This window comes from Marinobacter sp. C7 (assembly GCF_022343555.1).
GTDB lineage: Bacteria > Pseudomonadota > Gammaproteobacteria > Pseudomonadales > Oleiphilaceae > Marinobacter.
This window is the reverse complement of sequence record NZ_JAKQZH010000001.1, coordinates 596,540-613,781: the sequence shown is the minus strand read 5'-3', so window position 1 is coordinate 613,781 and position 17,242 is coordinate 596,540. Positions and strand designations below refer to the sequence as shown.

General features: G+C 59.0%; 17 protein-coding genes. 8 read left to right on the top strand and 9 right to left on the bottom strand.

The annotated features are described in order from the left end of the window. Position 1: 1 nt before the first annotated feature. Positions 2–631 (bottom strand): TetR family transcriptional regulator, encoded by a 630-nt coding sequence (locus MD273_RS02790; protein ID WP_353050287.1) that lies wholly within the window; start codon positions 629–631, stop codon positions 2–4. A 198-nt stretch (positions 632–829) separates the two neighbouring features. Between MD273_RS02790 and MD273_RS02785 the strand changes: the two genes are divergently transcribed. Further along, a complete protein-coding gene (locus tag MD273_RS02785) occupies positions 830–1,936 on the top strand; it encodes a ferredoxin reductase (protein ID WP_239036241.1) in 1,107 nt (368 codons plus the stop codon). 59 nt (positions 1,937–1,995) lie between these two features. Continuing rightward, on the top strand, positions 1,996–3,087 hold the full coding sequence (locus MD273_RS02780; RefSeq protein WP_239036240.1) for a fatty acid desaturase family protein: 1,092 nt from the start codon (positions 1,996–1,998) through the stop codon (positions 3,085–3,087). On the opposite strand, the gene MD273_RS02775 is transcribed toward MD273_RS02780, so the two are convergent. Genes MD273_RS02775 through MD273_RS02765 form a run of 3 tightly spaced genes read right to left on the bottom strand, consistent with a single transcriptional unit; the run spans position 3,075 to position 4,170 of the window. Continuing rightward, positions 3,075–3,512, bottom strand: a complete 438-nt coding sequence (locus MD273_RS02775; protein ID WP_239036239.1) for an RrF2 family transcriptional regulator — start codon at positions 3,510–3,512, stop codon at positions 3,075–3,077. The two genes, MD273_RS02780 and MD273_RS02775, sit on opposite strands and share 13 nt — an antisense overlap. Positions 3,513–3,538: 26 nt before the next feature. Beyond that, on the bottom strand, positions 3,539–3,907 hold the full coding sequence (locus MD273_RS02770; RefSeq protein WP_239036238.1) for a YbaN family protein: 369 nt from the start codon (positions 3,905–3,907) through the stop codon (positions 3,539–3,541). Between the two features lie 47 nt (positions 3,908–3,954). After that, positions 3,955–4,170 carry a hypothetical protein gene (locus tag MD273_RS02765; protein ID WP_239036237.1) on the bottom strand — a complete coding sequence of 72 codons (216 nt, stop codon included), beginning with the start codon at positions 4,168–4,170 and terminating at the stop codon, positions 3,955–3,957. Positions 4,171–4,332: 162 nt separating this feature from the next. Here MD273_RS02765 and MD273_RS02760 point away from each other — a divergent pair, with 162 nt between their 5' ends. From MD273_RS02760 to MD273_RS02735, 6 genes are all read left to right on the top strand, one after another. Continuing rightward, on the top strand, positions 4,333–4,818 hold the full coding sequence (locus tag MD273_RS02760) for a hemerythrin domain-containing protein (protein ID WP_239036236.1): 486 nt from the start codon (positions 4,333–4,335) through the stop codon (positions 4,816–4,818). A gap of 94 nt (positions 4,819–4,912) precedes the next feature. Next, a complete protein-coding gene (gene moaA, locus MD273_RS02755; protein WP_239036235.1) occupies positions 4,913–5,905 on the top strand; it encodes a GTP 3',8-cyclase MoaA in 993 nt (330 codons plus the stop codon). Positions 5,906–6,000: 95 nt separating this feature from the next. Continuing rightward, complete coding sequence (locus tag MD273_RS02750; RefSeq protein ID WP_239036234.1) at positions 6,001–7,104, top strand: helix-turn-helix domain-containing protein; 1,104 nt, start codon at positions 6,001–6,003, stop codon at positions 7,102–7,104. A gap of 108 nt (positions 7,105–7,212) precedes the next feature. Next, positions 7,213–7,794 carry a DUF6448 family protein gene (locus MD273_RS02745; protein ID WP_239036233.1) on the top strand — a complete coding sequence of 194 codons (582 nt, stop codon included), beginning with the start codon at positions 7,213–7,215 and terminating at the stop codon, positions 7,792–7,794. Between the two features lie 91 nt (positions 7,795–7,885). After that, positions 7,886–9,493 (top strand): FAD-dependent oxidoreductase, encoded by a 1,608-nt coding sequence (locus MD273_RS02740; RefSeq protein ID WP_239036232.1) that lies wholly within the window; start codon positions 7,886–7,888, stop codon positions 9,491–9,493. A 78-nt stretch (positions 9,494–9,571) separates the two neighbouring features. Then, entirely contained in the window at positions 9,572–11,302 is a 1,731-nt protein-coding gene (locus tag MD273_RS02735) for a thiamine pyrophosphate-binding protein (protein WP_239036231.1), read from the top strand. A gap of 209 nt (positions 11,303–11,511) precedes the next feature. Here MD273_RS02735 and MD273_RS02730 read toward each other — a convergent pair whose 3' ends face one another. From MD273_RS02730 to nosZ, 5 genes are all read right to left on the bottom strand, one after another. Then, positions 11,512–12,066 carry a nitrous oxide reductase accessory protein NosL gene (locus tag MD273_RS02730; protein WP_239036230.1) on the bottom strand — a complete coding sequence of 185 codons (555 nt, stop codon included), beginning with the start codon at positions 12,064–12,066 and terminating at the stop codon, positions 11,512–11,514. A 15-nt stretch (positions 12,067–12,081) separates the two neighbouring features. Beyond that, positions 12,082–12,912, bottom strand: coding sequence for an ABC transporter permease (locus MD273_RS02725; RefSeq protein ID WP_239036229.1), 831 nt, complete (start codon positions 12,910–12,912; stop codon positions 12,082–12,084). Further along, on the bottom strand, positions 12,909–13,841 hold the full coding sequence (locus tag MD273_RS02720) for an ABC transporter ATP-binding protein (protein ID WP_239036228.1): 933 nt from the start codon (positions 13,839–13,841) through the stop codon (positions 12,909–12,911). The genes MD273_RS02725 and MD273_RS02720 overlap by 4 nt, the downstream gene beginning before the upstream one ends. Continuing rightward, a complete protein-coding gene (locus tag MD273_RS02715; protein WP_239036227.1) occupies positions 13,838–15,106 on the bottom strand; it encodes a nitrous oxide reductase family maturation protein NosD in 1,269 nt (422 codons plus the stop codon). The genes MD273_RS02720 and MD273_RS02715 overlap by 4 nt, the downstream gene beginning before the upstream one ends. Positions 15,107–15,332: 226 nt before the next feature. Further along, positions 15,333–17,231: a TAT-dependent nitrous-oxide reductase gene (nosZ, locus tag MD273_RS02710; RefSeq protein ID WP_239036226.1), complete on the bottom strand. Its 1,899-nt coding sequence runs from the start codon at positions 17,229–17,231 to the stop codon at positions 15,333–15,335. Positions 17,232–17,242 lie beyond the last annotated feature (11 nt).

Genomic DNA, 17,242 nt, shown 5'->3' with positions numbered 1-17,242 from the left:
ATCAGGTGCCGTCGCTTTGCCAGTGGCCGGCGCCTACAAAGATCATCTGCAGGAAGCGGCTCGTCCGCTTCCGGATCTGGCCAAGCTGGTAGTCATCATCGGGGGAAACACTGAGCAGGTCGGTCAGGCTGAAAGCAACCGTGCGCACCACCAGATCACAGGTCAGGTCCAGATCGGCATCGGTAAGATGATCCATCAGGCGTAGCCGCCTGAGGTCGTTGGCCAGCTCACTGGCAAAGTACCGCATTTCACTGCGAATGCCTTCCTGCACCGCCCGGCTCTCCCCCGCCAGACCCTGGGCCATGAACAGGAAGAAACTCCGGTTAGCCTGGGCATGGGCCACGAAGATCCCCACCGATTCCTCGATCAGCTTGTCCGACTGCAACACATTGGCGCGGGCCTCCCGCATCATGCGCCGCAACACCAGCCCAAGTTCATCCACCAGCTGCAGCCCCAGATCGTCCATATTCCGGAAATGCCGGTAGAAAGACGTTGGAACCACGCCCGCCTGCCGCGTCACCTCCCGAATCCCGAGACTGGCAAAGTGCCGTCCCTTGCCGACCAGGGCCAGCGCTGCACCCATCAGTTTCTCCCGCGTTTCCCCGGGCTTTCGTCGTTGTCGTTCTGCCATGCGTTGCCGTGCCGTCTGCCTTGCGTGTTGACAAGTGTACACATTTGACCGGAGGAAAGTCGCCCGGACTTGTCATTCTGAGCCAACTCATCTCCCCCGATTGTCTCCCGAAATGCTCGTGTGTACAGTCGTACACATTAGTGAACAAGTGTACACATCGAAACGATGGGTACCGTGAATTCGATGGAGAACACAGCAATGTTGGCGAGAGAAACACAGAACAAGGCAATGCACTGGCTGGGCAGGCAACTGTCCAATCATGAGAACCCGACCACCTGGCTGGACCCACTAATTGCGCGCATCAACCCGATGTGGGTACAAGCGTACACACCGGCACGCGTCGAACAGGTCGTCCAGGAAACAGCCGACACCCGGACCTTCGTCCTCAGGCCGGCACGGCGCTGGGGCGGATTCCGCGCGGGTCAGCATGTGAACATCTGTACCGAGATAGATGGCATTCGTCGCAACCGTACCTTCAGCCTGTCCAGTTCTCCCCTGCTTTGGGAGACCCAGGGACTGGTTACCCTGACCATCAAGCGATTGCCCGGCGGCCTGGTCACCAACTGGCTCCATGACCACGTCGAGCCAGGCACGGTCATCGGGCTAGGCGAGGCTTTCGGTGAGTTCCTGATCCCTGACCCGGCCCAACCGGTTCTCTTCATTGCCGGTGGCAGTGGTATCACCCCGATACTCAGCCAGCTGGAGACGATGGCAGCACAGGATTATCGGGCACCGGTCACCCTGCTGTATTTCGTGCGCAGCGACCGCGACGTCATTGCCGGCGAGAAACTCCGGGCGCTGGCGTCCCGATACCCGGCACTGACGCTGGAAATCATCCACTCCGACGACGGTGATGTGCCGCGCATTCTCAACGGCGAAGACCTCGACAAGGTACCCGGCCTGCGGGGCCGTCAGGTGTATCTCTGCGGTCCCGGGGGGTTAATGGATCTGGCCGGAGACCTGTTGCATCAGCGGGGGGTGTCTGAAGACCGGATTCACAGCACATTCTTCGCCCCCCCGGCACCAGCGCAATTGCAGGACACCGAGGTGGGCGGTCAGGTGACGTTTGCCCGAAGTGATGTGCGGGTCGGTTCCGAAGGCGACGCCAACCTGCTGGAGATTGCCGAAGCCGCCGGCCTGACCCCCCAATACGGCTGTCGCATGGGTATCTGCCACCAGTGCAGCTGCCGCAAGACCAGCGGCACGGTGATCAACCGACTGACCGGCGAGGTTTCCGGGCCCGGGGAGGAAAACGTGCAGCTGTGTATTTCCGTGCCCCGCGGGCCGGTATCCATCGACGTTTAAACCCCTTATCCGAATCAACGCAGCCTTTACCGTCTTTGAATGGCTGCAAGGAGTTTGCCATGAAAAAACTGAACGAGACCCAACTTCAGGAACTGGAACAGGATCTCAATGCCATCCGCGACGAGGTGCTCGCCGACCTGGGCGAGCGCGATGCGCAATACATCCGCCGCATCATTCGCCTGCACCGGACCCTGGAAATCGGAGGCCGGGTGCTGATGCCCTTCGGTTTCATTCCACCGCTCTTTGTCGCGGCCACCGCGTCGCTGGGCATTGCCAAGATCCTCGAGAACATGGAGATCGGCCACAACGTCATGCACGGTCAGTATGACTGGATGAATGACCCCGACCTGCACTCGCAAACCTACGAGTGGGACACGGTCTGTACCGGCGACTCATGGCGCCGCACCCACAACTATGAGCATCACACCTACACCAATGTCATCGGCAAGGACCGGGACTACGGTTATGCAGTACTGCGCCTGAGCGACGAGGAGCAATGGAAGCCCCGGCACAGCCTCCAGTTCATCAACTACATCCTGTTGAGCGTGCTGTTCCAGTGGGGCGTCGGCCTCCACGAACTGGAGAGCGAGAAGCTGCACCGCCGGGAGATCCGGTGGCGGGACAAGCTCCCGTTCCTCAAAGAGTTTGCGCGCAAGGGTGGCCGTCAGGCCTTCAAGGATTATATCTTCTTTCCGCTGCTCACCCTGCCGGTCGCACCCATCGTGCTGGCAGGTAACGTCGGCGCAAACCTGATCCGCAACCTGTGGTCATCCACGGTGATATTTTGTGGTCACTTTACCCAGGATGCGGAAACGTTCAGCGAGGAGGAATGCGAAGGTGAAAGCAAGGGACATTGGTACCTGCGCCAGCTTACCGGTTCATCAAACTTCACCGGTGGGCGCTGGCTGCATATCCTGAGCGGTCACCTGAGTTACCAGATCGAGCACCACGTATTCCCGGACCTGCCTGCCCATCGTTATCCGGAGATTTCCGAAAAAGTGCAGGCGGTTTGCCGTAAACATGGAATTCACTACAACACCGGCAGTTTCGCCAAACAGTACGGCACGGTGCTCAACCGCATCTTCCGCTACTCACTGCCGGACGGCATTCGAGCCCGGCTGGAAGGTGGGGAAGCACCTCAGGCAATCTGAAGCAGGCGCAACAACTGTGGCCGATGCTGATCCTGGATCACATCGGCCAGGGTGTACTTGTCCAGAACCTCAAGAAAAGCCTTCAGCGCTTCATTGAACATGGACTTGAGACCGCACACCGGGGTGATCTTGCAGGCATTCTTCGACGAGAAGCACTCAACAATGCTCAGGTCCTGCTCAGTCTCCCGAACCAGGATGCCGATGTTGATCTCCTCCGGCGCCATGTGCAGACGCATACCTCCCTTCTTGCCACGAATGGTCTCGATGTAGCCCTTCTTGTTGAGCTGGTGCACCACCTTCATCAGGTGATTCTTGGATATGTCATAGCTGTCGGCAATTTCCTGAATCGTTGCCAGACGATCACCCTGCGCCGACAGGTAAATCAGCACGCGGAGTGAGTAATCCGTATAACGGGTGATGTGCATTCAGTGCTCCAATTTCAAAAATTCAGTCAACAGGATGGTCGCGTCAACAGGTAGCAGGCCGTAGCGGCCAAACAGGTACCTACGATACCCAATACCATCAGGGAGGCTCCCATCAGCAACAACATGGCCCAGCTCACCGTCATCATGCCGCAGGCCAGGGCTTTGGCACTGGCCGGCACCGCCCGACGGAGACGCCAGTTCTCAATCGCCGGCCCGAAACGGGGATGAGTATCCAACCACCGGGCGAACGCTGGCGACCCCTTACTGGCGAAAAACGCGGCCAACAGAACAAACGGGGTAGTCGGCAACAAAGGCAACGCCACCCCGATCACGGCCATACCTGCAGAGATATACGCCAGAATCCGAAATCCGGTTTTCCCGGAAGGCTCGCCCATGACGGGGTCCCCGCTATGATTCATAACTGCATCTATTCTACCTTCATTCAATGGACGGGTCTCCCCAAACGGCTCAGGAAAACCAGCCGGGCCACGTAGGCCACCTTGATGCCCACGGCAAACAGCAAGGTACCGACATGCGCCAGGATCTGGATCGCCATGGGGAAATAGCGGGCCAGCGGATAAGCCACCAGAACTGTCAACAGCAGTCCCAGCAATGACCAGACCATCGCACTGTTTGCCCTGAATAGCAGCTTTTCCATTTGAAACCTCCAGAATACATCTTTAATATGTATTCTATAGACTTCTTTCCGGGGGTTTCAACCCCTGACACCCAATACAGTCAATAGTCGGACACTCGACGAGAGAGAAGTTTTTGATTTCCACCAAAAAGATTCACTTAACTTATATGTAAGGAGAAAATCATGGCAAATCGCACCTGGCTTGAGGAGGCGACCAACGAGGAACTGGTTGAGCATATCCTGAACCGCTACCATGACACCCACCGTGACCAGTTACCGGAACTCATCCGCCTGGCCCAGCGCGTGGAACGGGTACACAGCGGGCATCCTGAGTGCCCGACCGGTCTGAGCGCCCACCTGGAAGCCATGCAGGCCGAACTGGAAGGTCATATGGCCAAGGAAGAGCAGATCCTCTTCCCGATGATTGTCCGGGGCATCGCGGGCATGGCACAGGGCCCGATTTCGGTCATGCGATCAGAACATGACGACCATGCGGTCGCCCTTGCCCGGCTCAACGAACTGACCAATGAGCAGCAACTCCCGGAAGACGCCTGCAATACCTGGTACAAGCTCTATGAAGAAATCCGGCAGTTCCGGCAAGACCTGCAGGACCACATTGCGATGGAAAACACGGTGTTGTTCGCCCGTATCGATGGGCTGACCGCATAGGCTTACCTCCCGAGGGGTATCGGAATACTTGATCTTATCTGCAATACTTGGTCTATACTCAGATCAAAAAACGAGCGGTAACAGGATCAACCCGATGCCCCAAAGCAAGCTGACAGACCGATTTGGCCGAACAGTCAACTACGTGCGGCTGTCCGTCACTGATCGCTGTGATTTCCGCTGCGTTTACTGCATGGCGGAGGACATGACCTTTCTGCCACGCCAGCAGGTTCTCACACTGGAAGAGATCGCGCGGGTTGCCCGCAACTTCGTGGCTCTGGGTACCGAAAAAATCCGCCTCACCGGCGGTGAACCCCTCGTGCGCAAGGACATCCTGGAACTGGTGAAGGAGATCGGCACCTACGGGCTGCGCGACTTTGCCATGACCACCAATGGCAGCCACCTGACCACCATGGCCGAGCCCTTGCGCAAGGCCGGCATGCATCGGCTGAACATCAGCCTGGACTCGCTGGATGCCGAGAAATTCCACAACATTACCCGCACCGGCAAGCTCAGCCAGGTTCTGGATGGCATTGATGCCGCCCGTGAAGCCGGTTTCCGGGGCATCAAGCTCAACACCGTCGTGATGAAAGGCCGCAACGACGAGGAAATTCCCGAGTTGATCGAGTTCGCCCGAAAGAAACAGGTCGACATCAGTTTTATCGAGGAAATGCCCCTGGGCGAGATTTCAGAGCATGATCGGGGCCTTGCGCTGTGCACCAGCGAAGAAGTCCGGGACATCATCCAAAAGAATCACGAACTGGTGCCTGCCACCGAGGATTCCGGCGGCCCGGCCCGTTATTTCCGGATGACGGACAGCCCGATCCGGGTCGGATTCATTTCCCCGCACTCCCATAATTTCTGCTCCACCTGCAACCGGGTACGGGTAACGGTCGAAGGCCGGCTGCTGCTGTGTCTCGGTAACGAGCACTCGGTAGACCTTCGCCGCGTCCTGCGCGGCAACCCGGTGACCGACGACAAACTGCGCCAGACCATCATCAAGGCCATGGACCTGAAGCCCGAACGCCATCATTTCTCCAGCAACGGCGACGTGCAGATTCTTCGGTTCATGAACATGACCGGCGGTTGATGCCCCTCAAGGCATGACGCCCTGTGTTTCTGACATTTCCCCAACTTGTACTGTTCGGCGTCATTGCGCAGTTCCTGTTCCTGATTATTCTCTGCATGGCCCCAGCCAGAGGCCGGCGCCTGCCCAGGCAGCTGTTGGCCATCATGGTCGCCGGCATCACCGGCACCCTGCTGGAAGTATTCCTGCATACCACTGCCCTTACCTCTGACTATCCCGGTATCGCCTTCTCCGGCACGATTCTGGGCATGGTCCAACCTGGCGCGATCTACCTGTATACGCAATCGGTCATGTACCGTGATTTTCAGCTGAAAGTCAGGCACCTGGTACACCTGCTGCCGGTCCTCGGGGCCGGATTTGTATTCTGGATCGGCTACTACAGCCAACCGACGGAAGCCCAGGCCCGGATCTTGTCGGATAGCCACTACCCCGGCGTGATGAATTCCATAGCCCTGGCCGTCATCCTGCACGGCATAATGCTCGGGTATTTGTGGGTAACGTTAAGAAAAATCTCGCGCTTTGGCCTGGAACTTCGCAATATCTTCTCGAATCTGGGCAACAAGGAATTGAGCTGGCTCAGAAACCTGCTTCTCGCCTACACCGCGGCCTGGTCCCTGAGCCTGGTTTATTGCCTGCTCGCCCATGTCATGCGGGTGACGGGCAGTCATGAATGGCTGACCATTGCGGCGACAGGGGTCAGTATTGCGGTGCTGCTTCCGATGTCGGTGCTGGCATTCCGGCAGCCCGCCATGTTCGCAGGCATCCGGCCGGCGATGCTGAATACCGGGGTGCCCTCTCAATCCAGTACCGGCGACCGATCACCGGCACCGCTCACCGGGCAGATCGAGCAGTTGATGGACCAACGTCGACCCTACCTCCACTCAAACCTCACTGTGGATCGGCTGGCCCGCATGGCAGAGCTGTCGCCCCGGGAGTTGTCGCACTTCCTGAACCAGCAGATGGGCAAGAACTTCTACGAGTTCGTGAACGGGTACCGCATCGAACATGCCAGGCGTCGTCTTTCGGATCCGGCAGATACCGCGTCCATCACCGACATCATGTACGAATCCGGCTTCAACTCGAAGTCCGTCTTCAACACTCTCTTCCGTAAAACAACCGGTCAGACCCCCTCGCAGTATCGCCGCTCGAACGGAGACAGTCCGTCCACGTTCGACGGCAGATCCGAACGTTCGGATTCCTGAATCCGGACGCCGGCGACTTCCCTTTCGGACACAGTGGACCTGCAACCGGCGACAAGAGGCACTTTCCCATGTCGCCCATTCATCCCCCACACTACCGAGAGGTTCATCATGACCACATCCCGGAAAACCAGGCGAATCGTTACCCTTGCCCTGATAAGCGGCACGCTGCTCTGGAGTTCAGCCAGTTTCGCCCACTGTGATTCTCTGGACGGCCCCGTTATCGAGGACGCCAGGGAAGCCATCAACGAAGCGTCCCTCAAGCCGGTTCTGAAGTGGATCGGACCGGACGATGAAGACCGATTGAAGGCCGCCTTCAAGAGCACCATGGAAGTCAGGGGTCTCGATTCGAAAGCCCGTGAACTGGCAGACCAGTTCTTCTTCGAGACACTCGTGCGACTGCACCGGGCAACAGAAGGTGCACCGTATACCGGCTTGCAGCCGGCTGGCAGCGCGTCCGTCGCCGCCAAGGCCGCCGACAAGGCGCTGGCCGACGGTGATGTTGACGCTCTGGCACAGAAGCTGGGCGAGAACGTCACCAGGTTTGTTCTGACGCAATTCCATAAGGTCAAGAAAGGCGCCAACGCCGAGACCGTTGCCGAAGGACGCGAGTTCGTCGAAAACTATGTTCGTTACGTTCACTCAATTGAAGAGATCCATAACATCGTTGCCGGTGAACACGACGGACACTGATCCCACCCTCGGAGCTTGACACCAGTCAAGGCAGGCGCCCGCAGATTGTCCAAAGATGAGACTCTGTCATTAACAACAAGAAGCGGGCGCCATGCACACCCACCAGACCGAGGTTGCCATCATCGGCGCCGGACTTGCCGGCGTCACCGCCGCGCTGGAACTGCTCGACCACGACATTCCGGTGATCCTGATCGACGGCAGCCAGGACAATCGACTCGGCGGCCAGGCCAATGAGGCGTTCGGCGGGATGCTGCTGATCAACACGCCCGAACAGACGCGCAACCGTATCCACGACTCCCCCGAACTGCTCCTCGCGGACTGGCATCGGGCTGCCGGATTCAATCCCGAGGACCACTGGCCTCAACGCTGGGCAGCGCTCTATGCAGAGTCCAATCGCCCGCTGATCTATGACTGGCTGAAAGAGCGGGGTATCGGTTTCTTTCCCTCTGTACAGTGGGTGGAGCGCGGACTGTTTGGCGACGGCAACAGCGTTCCCCGCTATCACATCGCCTGGGGCTGCGGCCGGGGCGTGGTACAGAACCTGGCCCGGCATCTGGAGTCCCACCCCAACCGGCGCCGACTGACCGTCCTGAGAAGCCACCGGGTGACCGCCCTGAAGACCGCGGCCGGTACTGTCACCGGCTGCCGAGGCGATGCACCGGACGACGAATTCTGCATCAGCGCGGCACACACTGTGGTCTGCACTGGCGGCATCAACGGCAATCTGGACAAGGTGCGGCAACACTGGGATCCCTGTTACGGCCCGCCCCCGGACAATCTTCTGGCAGGCTCCAGCCCGGATGCCGACGGCGCCGTCCACGATCAGGTAAACGCCATCGGCGGAAAGGTGGTCCACCTGAATCAGATGTGGAACTACGCCGCGGGCATCCGCCATCCCGCGCCACGGTTCCCGAACCATGGTCTCAGCCTGATTCCGCCCCGCTCGGCTCTCTGGCTCGATTGCCAGGGCCGCAGGATCGGTCCGATGCCGCTGGTGACAGGATTTGACACCCACGATCTCTGCAAAAGAATCGGACACCTGCCGGAGCAATACTCCTGGCAGGTGATGAACTACCGCATGGCGGTGAAGGAACTGGCCATCTCCGGTACCGACACCAATCCCGATTTCAGGGACGGCAAGTTCTTGCGGGTGATCTGGAACACACTTCGTGGTGGTGATCCGGCTTTGATGGACTGGTTGATTGAGCAATGCCCGGATGTGGTTACGGCCGGTTCGCTGGAAGAACTGGCTGGGAAAATGAACTCGGTTACCGGCCATGACCGGATCCGGACCGAGGCGATGATCCGCGATATTCAGGCCTACGATGCGAATCTGGCCCGCGGCAGACGCCTGCATAATGACGACCAGATCCGACGGCTGATCCAGCTCCGCAACTGGATACCAGACCGCCTGCGGACCTGTAACCTCCGGCCTATCGAGGATCCGGGAGCCGGGCCGTTGATTGCCATCCGGGAGCAGCTGATCAGCCGTAAAAGCATGGGCGGCATGCTGACGGATCTTCAGTCCCGGGTGCTCGACGATCATAATCAGCCGATCCCGGGCCTCTATGCCGCCGGCGAAGCGGCCGGTTTCGGTGGGGGCGGCATTTCCGGTATAAGATCCCTGGAAGGTACGTTCCTGTCGAACTGTATACTCAATGGCCGCAGGGCGGCTCAAAGTATTGCAGGCAAACTTTAGGTACCGACCGGGCTGCGTGCAGCGGGCAGCATCGGGGAGGCCTGTTCTCTGATCAACAACAACTAAAAAGGCACAACCATGAAAAAATCCGGCGCAGCGCTTGTCCGGTACGCCCTGGAACAACTTGGCATCCGAAGAACCTTTGGCATTCCCGGGGTTCACACGACCGAAATCTACGACGAGCTGAACCGATCGGAAAGCATCTCACCGACGCTGGTGGCGCACGAATGTGGCGGTGCCTTCATGGCGGATGCGGTAAGCCGCACCGGAGCGGAGATCGGGACCCTGCTGATTGTGCCCGCCGCCGGCGTTACCCATGCCGCCAGCGGTATCGGGGAAGCCGGCATCGATGGTATCCCCATGCTGATCATCTCGGGTGGAATCCATTCAGAGAGTGACCACCGGTACCAGCTACACGAAATGGACCAGCATACCCTGCTGAAGCCCATTACCAAGGGCACCTGGCGGGTCACCAACCACAACGACATCATTCCGACGCTGTACAAAGCGTATGAGACCGCCACCACCGGGGAACCGGGGCCGGTATTCGTGGAGATCCCCTACAACATCTCCAATTTCCTGGGCGAGGTGGACAATATGCCCGAGTGGCAGACGCCAGCCGCTCCACCTCTGCCCCAGCAATCCCGGATTGAAGATGCCGCCCGGGCACTGGTCGAGGCGCGGCAACCCGGCATCTTCGCGGGCTGGGGCGCGGTGGATGCCCAGGAAGCTCTGATCGAGCTGGCCGAACATCTGGATGCGCCGGTTTCGACCACGCTGCAGGGTTTGAGCGCGTTTCCCGGCAACCATCCGCTGCATACCGGCATGGGAATGGGGAACTACGCAGTACCGGCAGCGGCCAACGCCTTCGCCGGGGTAGATTGTCTGCTGGCCATCGGCACCCGATTTTCCGAGATTCCCACCGGCAGCTACGGCATCCATCCGCCAGAGCAACTCATCCACGTCGATATCAATCCGGAGGTGTTCAGCGCCAATTACCCGGCCAGTCACACCCTGGACGGCGATGCCGGAGCGATCGTGCCGGCACTGCTAAAGGCGGTGAAAGCGCTTCGGGCGGAGGCCAACAACACCGGCATCCGCGAACAGATTGCCAGTGACAAGGCGGCTTACAAAAAGGAGTGGCGTGATCACGACAGCGGCGACCGGGTCAATCCGGAGCTGTTTTTCAGCCAGTTGCGGCAGATTCTGGCGGACGATGCCATCGTGGTGGCCGATGACGGCAACCATACCTTTCTGACCGCTGAGCTGATGCCGATCATTGGCGCCCGGAATTACATGTCACCGAGCGATTTCAATGCCATGGGTTACTGCATACCGGGAGTCATTGGCGCCAAACTGGCCAATCCGGACCGGCAGGTAGTCGGCATCGTCGGCGATGGTGCGTTGCTGATGACGGGCATGGAACTGGTGACCGCCGTACGCGAGCAGGCCGGCGTGGTGGTGTTTGTGTTCAACGACGGCGAGCTGTCACAGATTTCCCAGGCGCAACAGATTCCCTACAACCAGAAGACCTGCTCGGTGCTGGGTTCGCTGGATTATGAGGCATTTGCAAAAGCATTCGGCGTGGCGTATGTGAGCCTGTCCGGTAATTCGGAGATTGCGGTGAGCATTCGCGTCGCCATGGAGAAAGCCGATGCGGGTGTCCCTGTGCTGGTGGATGTGCGTATCGACTACAGCAAGCCGACGCGGTTTACCAAGGGGGTGGTGAAAACCAACCTTGGACGGATGGCGCCGAGGGACAAGGTTCGGGTGGTCGGCCGGGCGCTCTGGCGCAGGGTTCGGCCCTGAAGGCTGAAAAAAGGGGTCAGATGAAAGCGTTCATCTGACCCCGGGATCGAGCCGGCGCTTGGCTGTCTCTATGGCACAGAGGGGGGGCAGGTGCGAGCACAGGGGTCAGATGAAGGCTTTCATCTGACCCCAACTTCAAGCGGATGGCCGGATATCTGCGGCAAAGACGGGGTCAGAAGAACGCTTTCTTCTGACCCCATATTCAGACCTCATTGCTCCATCGAGTGCTCCGCCGCCGGCTCCTCCATCTCCCCCATCGGCATACCTGCGTTCAGGTGCTCCAGGGTGATGTCGCTGTATGCCAGAATCTCTCCGCCATGCTCCATCACGAACCCCTGGGCTGCATCCTCACTGGCGAACGAGGCCAGGGTCGGACCCATGGCACCGATTCGGTCGGAGCCGACCACGAAGAAGGCCTCCCGGGCGTCGATCAGGGCGGTGTCATCGGGGCTTTGCCACTCGGTCTGGGCCATGTCGTGGACGTAGAGGGTATGGTCGCGGTTCACGTTTTCCGGTTGGAGCATCCAGGCGAACATGTCCCGGGTGGAACAGAACTTGCGGACCTGCTGTTCTTTTTCGGTGATGGCCTGACCCTTGGGGCCCGGGAAGTTGGCGATCACCATGCCGCAGACGTGGCACTCATCGCCGCTTTCGAAGTGGACCGGGTCGGGTTTTGCCGTGGTCTGCTCCTCGTTGCCCGAGCAGGCGGTGAGCGTAACGGCTGCCAGTGCAGCCAGGAGCCAGTTCAGCGTGGTTCGTTTCATCAGTGATAACTCCAGTCAGATACGACGATTTCGGAATAACAGGAGGGCGCCCGCCAGCGGGAGGGCGAACCAGAGCACCAGGCCAAACCACAGACCGGCAGCGCCGATGGGCAGGTCACTGCCCAGGCTGAGAACGCCGCTGAGTTGCGCGGAGTCGCCGAACGCGACGATGTTGAGCAGGCGGTAGATATCCGTCGGATTGAGCATCAACAGCCATGGCAGTAGTTCGGCGCTGAGTTTACCCTCGCTGGCCACGAGGGTGCCCAACAGCACCAGATCAAAGATCAGTACGAAGAAGAACCAGATCGCAAGCGCCAGACCAGCGGCAACGGGTTTCTCGCTGACACGGACACTGACCACGTAGGCAAGGGCAATGAAGCCCCAGCCCAACAGAATGGTGGAGGCGACAAATCGGAACATGGCCGTGGCGAGGCTCGCAATGGCGACATCCTCCACCAACAGAGCAATCGCCACTCCGGCAACACCGAAGCCGATCAGTGTCGCCAGCGCCAGGGTCAGGCCGTGGCCCAGAAACTTGCCCAGCAATAACTGGCTGCGACTGATCGGATACGTCATCAGTAACAGCAGGGTGCCGCCCTCTTCCTCCCCGACGATGGCATCATAAGCCAGTAACAACGCGATCAGGGGGATGAGGAAAATGCCCAGACTGGCCAGGCTGGCAATGGTTGCCGGTGTGGATGCGTAGCCGACCTGACCGGAGGCCGCGGCGCCGAACCAGGCGATACCCAGTGCCAGAGTGGCAAACACCAGGGAAATGGCCATGAGCCAACGGTTGCGCAAGCTGTCACTCAGTTCCTTGCGGGCGATGGTCCAGATGCTGTTCATTGGCTACCTCCCCGATGAGCCAGGCCACCCGGGCCGATGAAGTGCACGTAGATATCCTCCAGGCTGGGTTGGTGAATACTGACATCGGCCACCTCGCCCGACGCCATCACCGTTCGCAGCAGGGCCATCTTCTCCCTCGGTTGAACGTCCACGCGCAGCCGCCCGTTGTCGGTCTTGATCATCAGGCCACTGGCGGATGCCGAGTTGTCTATCACCCGCTCCAGTGCCGCAATGCTGTTGGCAGGATCCAGAGACAGGGTCACCGGCATGTTGGCCTGCCGCCTCAGCGCCACCAGATCCCCGGCAGCCTTCAGAGAGCCCTCGGTGAGGATGGCCGCACGATCAATGTAAGGCTCGACACCGGGCAGAACGTGGGAGCACAACACAATGCCCGTCCCTTCGTTCCGCAGTTCCCGGAGCAACCGGTACAGGTCCGCCGTCGCCACCGGATCCAGGCCCACCGTCGGCTCATCCAGCATCAGCAGCTTGGGCTTACCCAACAGGGCCTGGGCCAGCCCAAGACGCTGGCGCATCCCCTTGGAGTATGTCTTGGTCCGCGCGTCCATGGCATCGCCCAGTCCAACCTGTTCAAGCAGCTCCGGCACCTGGTGCAGGGAGGCCCCCTTGAGACGGGCGAAGTGCCTCAGAATCTCCCGTCCGGTCAACTGCGGGTAGAACATCACATTCTCCGGCAGATACCCGATGTACTGGGTCACCCGGGGATCGCCCGCCTGACCACCGAGCACCGACACCACCCCCTGGTTCGGCTGCATCAGCCCAAGGATCAGCTTGATCGACGTGGTCTTGCCGGCCCCGTTGTGGCCAAACAGGCCCAGGATCTCCCCGGGCTCCAGGCGCAGATCAATTCCTTTCAATACCGGGCTCTTGTCGTACCGGTAACTCACATTCTCAAGACGAAAACAGCTCATCGGATCTCCGCTTGCAGATCAGCAGGAAGTCGCATCAGTGGATGGGAGTCGGCAACCCCGGCGGCCTTCACCACAGGAAACGCGTCCTGCACCCAGCGCAGGGTATCCACCGCCGGGCTGAACATCAGAATCTTCGCCTCCGGATACTTCCACAGCAGCCGGTCCACGTTGTCATTAGGTTCATAGGGCACATCCCCGATCCCGTCCTGGTTCCGGTCCCAGCCCAGGTAATCACTCCAGAAATTGCCCTCGCCGTCCTTCGACCACTCCTGGGTCCGGGTAGCCACATATTTGACCTGCCGCTGGTTGTTCACGAAGGCATTACCAAACACCTCGTTATCCTCGGAACCGGCGGTGAGGTGAATGCCAATGTTGCTGTCGGCAAACACATTGCCCTCGAAGGTGTTGTACAGCGAGTTATAGATAAACACCGCCTTGCCCTCGGCGCCGGAAATCGCGACACCGGCGGTCTGTCCCTGGGACACCCCGGTCACCACATTACCCCGCAACTCCGACTGGGTGATGAAATTCATCAGAATGCCGTAATTCTCATCATTCACCGACCGGTTATTGAACACCCGAAGCCGCTTGCTCTGCATCAGTGCATAACCGGTCCGCGTGCCGCGGGTGACGTTGCCTTCAAGCAGGTTATTCATCGAGTACATGTAATGAATGCCATAACGCAGGTCCGCCATCTCATTGCCACGAATCGTATTGTTATTGGCGGTCTCGATATAAATCGCATCCCGGGTCTGACGGATGTCGTTCCCCTCGATCAGCGCCCCGGTGGTATTGAACAGATGAATCCCGTTACCCCGATCCTGCGACCGCAGACTCGTCTCCCCACGAATCACATTGCACCGCACTGTCACGTCCGGCGTCGCATCCAGCCACACCCCGAACGCCGGACCTTGCAGCTGATTGTTCTCGACCACCGCCCCCCGGGCCTCCCGGGCCACAAAAATCCCCGCATCCAGCTCGTTCAGATCACTCCCCCAGTTGCGCACGGTGCAACCGGAAAACGTCACCTCCTCGGCATTGATATTCACGGCATTCCCCTGCCCGCCGCCATCGATAACCGTATCCGGATGGCAGGACACGGTGACACCAGGCACCCGGATAGCCAGCGGCGAAAGTTGCTCGGGAGGAAGCTCGAAGGACGCGCCCGGTTCCAGGGCATCAAGTTCGTCTTGCAGGTCCGCGTTCGCGGTGAGCGATAAAAGAGCGACTGACAGGGCCACCCCATAACGCAAAAGTGAATACATCAATGTCTCTCTAGGAACGAAAAGAATTGCAGAGGACTGCACTCATGCTTGGCAAGCCAAGAGGAAAGCCCTTTCCAAAACTGTGCGTAGCCATGGATGGCGGAGCTCAAGCGTCACAGGGACGTGCCGAAGGAGCGTGTTTTGGAAAGGGCTTTCCTCTTGGGTTGCTTCTCCGAAGTCAGAAGTCACCGGGACCCCGAAGGAGTCCCGGCGAAAGGGAGGCCGATCAGGCCTTCTCAACAATCATGCGACCACGCATCTCCATGTGCAATGCATGACAGAACCAGTTGCAGTAGTACCAGTGAACTCCGGGCTGGTCCGCCACAAAGGTCACAGACGAAGTCTGCTGCGGACTGATTTCCATGCTCACACCATGGTTGACCATGCAGAAACCATGAGTGACATCCTCAATGGAATCCAGGTTGGTCACGTACACGGTAACCTCGTCCCCCTGTTTTACCTTGAACTCAGTCAGGTTGTACTGGGGCGCGACGGAGGTGATGTAAACGCGCACCTTGTTTCCGTCCCGGATCACCTTGTTATCGGCTTCCAGAGTCACACCGTCTTTCTCAGCCTGCTCCCGGGCAGAGGCAAAGTACGGGTCATCACGGTCGTAGATCTTCCTGGTCTTGATCTGGTCACGACGCACCAGGATACAATCATGAGGCTCCGCGAACGTCGGGCCATCATGCACCAGCTTCATTTCTTCACCGGAGATATCAATCAACTGGTCGTTTTCCGGGTGCAGAGGGCCTACCGGCAGGAAACGGTCCTTGGAGAATTTGGAGAGAACAACCAGCCACTTACCATCAGCATCCCGGGACTCGGTCAGTGACGCGTGGTTGTGCCCCGGCTGATAGTGAACATCCAGCTTCTGACGGATGTAATTCACGTCTTCGCCGTTATAGTGCTTGATAGCGTCGGCGATGTTCCACTTACACACCTGGCTGTCGATAAACAACGTGGTATAGGCGTTGCCCCGACCATCGTAAGTGGTGTGCAAAGGCCCAAGCCCCAGCTCTGGCTCGGCAACAACCACATCCCGCTCGTCTTTCAGCTTGCCGGCAAACAGATCATCCAGCTTGTCGATGGCGATCACCGTACAGGTGGGCGACAGCTTGCCATTGGCGATGAAATACTTGCCATCCGGCGAGGTGTTCAGGCCGTGCGGGTTTTTCGGAACCGGGATATAGCGGGTCAGTTCCGAACCGTGGCGACCGTCAACCACGGGCACCTTGGAATCACCCAGGGTCTTGAAATCTCCGTTCTTGACAGCCTGCTCGATGCGCTCAATGTTAAAGACCACTGCCCAATCGCGATCGTTACGCATGGTGCCGGCCAGATCCAGGGCCTTCTCGGAGTTATAGCAGGTAGAGCAGGCATACTTTCCTGTGTAGTCAGCATCCGTATTATCCAGGTTGCCATCCACGATGACCTGGAAGGCCACCTCCATGGTTTCCGCATCCAGTGCGTTAAACATGGTGAAGCTGCTTTCAAGGCTGGTATCGCTGCCATCGTTCGGGTGCGGGATCACATATTCCGCGTTGCAGAAAACGTACTTGGTCTTCGGCACCTTTTGCAGTCGCAGACCATGGATGGCCTGTACATTCGGAATGGTGGTGATCTTGTCGCACTTCATAATGTCCAGACGGATCCGGGCAACCCGGGTATTGGCCTTGTCATTGATGAACAGATACTTACCGTCGTAACGGCCGTCCGTCATGGAAATGTGCGGATGGTGGGCATCGCCGTTCAGGTGGGTGTTGTCATGACCCAGTACGTCCTTGCTTTCATTGGTGATGCCCCAGCCCGTGGCGGAATCGACGTTGAACACCGGAATCCGCATCAACTCACGCATGGAAGGCACGCCCAACACGCGCACCTCACCGGAGTGGCCGCCACTCCAGAAACCGTAGTATTCGTCCAGCTCACCCGGATGAACCACATATTCGTTACGGGCTTTCTCTGCGGCGGCCGCGAACGACTCCCGGGACATCACTGCCGTACCGAGACCGGTTGCACCGGCTACACCGGCCAAAGCCGCAGCGCCCATAAACCGGCGGCGGCTCTGCCCGCTTTCCGGAAGCTCCGGCGTATCCTTGGTCAGATCATTTCGTTTCTTCATAACATCCAACT